This window comes from Methylobacterium tarhaniae (assembly GCF_001043955.1).
Classification (GTDB): Bacteria; Pseudomonadota; Alphaproteobacteria; order Rhizobiales; family Beijerinckiaceae; genus Methylobacterium; species Methylobacterium tarhaniae.
This window is the reverse complement of the sequence record NZ_LABZ01000200.1, coordinates 1-2,526: the sequence shown is the minus strand read 5'-3', so window position 1 is coordinate 2,526 and position 2,526 is coordinate 1. Positions and strand designations below refer to the sequence as shown.

Sequence of the window (2,526 nt, the reverse complement as noted above, 5' to 3'; positions counted from 1 at the left end):
CGCCGCAGGGCCTCTTCGAGCTGGCGGGCCATGTCGTTGAGGATCGCCGCGTCCACGTTGCGCGGCTCGCCGCCGCGGGTTCCGGCCGGGGCGGGCGCCGGCTCGGGCGGCAGGGCCGGCTCCGGCATCGGCGGGGGAACCGCGACGACCGGCGGCACCGGAGCGGCGAACGGGGGCAGCTCCGCGGGCGGCGGCGTCTCCATCGCCGGTGCTTCGAGCGGCGGGGGCGTCTGGCGGGCGGCGCGCAGGCTCGGCGGTTCGACCCGGCGCGAGGCGTTGAAGCGGGAGGCCGGCCGCACCGGCTCGGGCGGCGCCTCGGGGGCCGGAGCCTCCGGCCGCGGGGAGGGGACCGGCGCGAAGGCGGCCGCGACCCGCTCGGGCTCCTGCATCGGCGGCGACAGGGGCGGCCGGGCTGGCGTCTCGGGCTCGGGGAAGGGCGGCGGCAACGGCGCCGGCTCGTTGCCCGCCGGAAGGGAGAGCGGGACCTCGGGCCCCTCGGGCTCCGACCGGTCCGTCAGCTCCGCCGCCACCCGGGCGCTGCCCGCCCGCACGATGTTGCGCTCGACCACCACGTCGTTCGGGCCGCCGACCAGCAGCAGGTGCTCGACGTTGTCGCGCCGCAGCAGGATCAGCTGGCGCTGTCGGTCCAGCTCGTAGATGTCGACGATGCCGAGCCGTGGCTGCCGGCTGCGGCTGGTCCCGCCGTTGCTCCCGAGGGTGAGGCGCCCCCGGGCGAACCGTTTCGCCCCCAGAGCGAAGAGGCTCAGGAGCACGACCATGATCACGAAGACGATCAGGTAGGAGAGCAAGGGCGAACCATCCGTCCCGAGAATCGAGGAGAGCAAAGCGAGGTCTCTCAAGTGAGGTGCGCGCGGGGCACACCGACGATGTGACGCCTTCTAGCACGGCCGTGCCGGGCGTGCGCAGGGGACGTTAAGATATCGTTAACAGGTTTGCGCGGCACCGGATCGGCCTGGAAGGGACGTGACGACCGCGATCGTCTTAACCAGGTTTTAACCATGCGCTAGGCAGATTGTGCCGGTCCAAACCCGGAAGGCCCGCCCGTGTCGGTCACCGATCTCCCCCTCGTCGCGATGTTGCGCAACCGGATGCAGTGGCAGCAGTCGCGCCAGAAGGTCCTGGCGGAGAACGTCGCCAACGCCGACACGCCCGGCTTCCGGGCCCGCGACCTCAAGGCCCCGCGCTTCCAGCCGGACGGCTCCGTCGCGGCGGCGGGCCTCAACGGGATCGGCATGGAGCGCACCAGCCTCGTGCACCTCGCCGGCAGCGGCCAGCCCGCCCCGTCCGAGGAGCGGACGAGCACGCGCTTCGAGATGATGCCGAGCGGGAACGCCGTCAGCCTCGAGGACGAGATGCTGAAAGCCGCCGACAACCAGGGCGACTACCAGCTCGCCAGCCTGCTCTACCGCAAGAGCCTGCAGACCCTGCGCACCGCGGTCGGCAGGTAGTCCCGCGCGGATCGTTCCCGCTGCGCCGTTCCTCGTCACGACCGGCCGTCTCCCCGTTTCCCGTCACTCCGGCCCGAGGTGGATTCCATGGATTTCAGCAAGGCGATCGGCATCGCGGCCTCAGGGCTCAAGGTCCAGTCGGGCCGGATGCGGGTGATCTCGGAGAACATCGCCAACGCGGATTCGGCGCCGACCAGCGCCGCCGCCGAGCCCTATCGGCGCAAGATCCCGACCTTCACCAACCACGTCGACCGCGAGCTCGCCGCGACGGTGGTGGATCTGGGCAAGGTCCGCCGCGACCAGAGCCCGTTCCGGACCAAGCAGGATCCGGGCAACCCCGCCGCCGATGCCAGCGGCGCGGTGCGGATGCCCAACGTGAACGTCCTGGTCGAGACCGTGGACATGCGCGAAGCCCAGCGCTCCTATGAAGCGAACCTCAACATGGTCACGCTCACCAACCGCATGGTGGCCCGCACCATCGACATCCTGAAGGCCTGACCATGACCACGAAAGCATTCGCGGCCGGCGCCTACGCGGCGATCCAGAATATCGGTCGCACCCCCGCGGCCGGCGTGGCCGGCGCGGGGGAGGGCGGCTTCACCCAGCTCCTGTCCTCCGCCCTCGACGGCGTGGCGGAAGCCGGCAAGCGCGCCGACGGCCAGGCCCTGGCGGCGGCCGCCGGCAAGGCCAACGTGGTCGACGTCGTGACCGCTGTGGCCGAGAGCGAGACCGCGCTCCAGACCCTGGTGGCGGTGCGCGACCGCGTGATCTCGGCCTACGAGGACATCTTGCGGATGCAGATTTAAGGAATCGTTGGCGCCGATGACCGGCCTCGCCATCCTCGACATCGCCCGCGACGGCATCTTCACCTTCCTCAAGGTCGCCGGCCCGCCGATGCTCGTCGCCCTCGTCGTGGGCCTCGTCGTGTCGCTGTTCCAGGCCCTGACCCAGATCCAGGAACAGACCCTGATCTACGTGCCGAAGATCGTCGCGGTCTTCGCCGCGATGCTGCTGATGCTGCCCTTCATGGGCGACGCGCTGGCCGGCTACATGACCC

The 2,526-nt window shown here is 71.2% G+C and carries 4 protein-coding genes and 1 pseudogene; 4 read left to right on the top strand and 1 reads right to left on the bottom strand.

Going from position 1 to position 2,526, the window contains the following annotated elements:
- Nucleotides 1-809: pseudogene (locus VQ03_RS24925) on the bottom strand (hypothetical protein); the annotation flags it as partial.
- A 255-nt stretch (nt 810-1,064) separates the two neighbouring features.
- Here VQ03_RS24925 and flgB point away from each other — a divergent pair.
- The 4 genes from flgB to fliQ form a co-directional block, all read left to right on the top strand.
- On the top strand, nt 1,065-1,469 hold the full coding sequence (gene flgB, locus VQ03_RS24920; RefSeq protein ID WP_048453604.1) for a flagellar basal body rod protein FlgB: 405 nt from the start codon (nt 1,065-1,067) through the stop codon (nt 1,467-1,469).
- 87 nt (nt 1,470-1,556) lie between these two features.
- On the top strand, nt 1,557-1,967 hold the full coding sequence (flgC, locus tag VQ03_RS24915) for a flagellar basal body rod protein FlgC (RefSeq protein WP_048453603.1): 411 nt from the start codon (nt 1,557-1,559) through the stop codon (nt 1,965-1,967).
- 2 nt (nt 1,968-1,969) lie between these two features.
- The gene (fliE, locus tag VQ03_RS24910) at nt 1,970-2,275 is read left to right on the top strand and encodes a flagellar hook-basal body complex protein FliE (RefSeq protein WP_048453602.1); all 306 of its coding nucleotides are present in this window, start codon (nt 1,970-1,972) and stop codon (nt 2,273-2,275) included.
- 16 nt (nt 2,276-2,291) lie between these two features.
- Nucleotides 2,292-2,526: flagellar biosynthesis protein FliQ (fliQ, locus tag VQ03_RS24905; RefSeq protein WP_048453601.1), on the top strand; the 235-nt coding region annotated here is incomplete at its 3' end.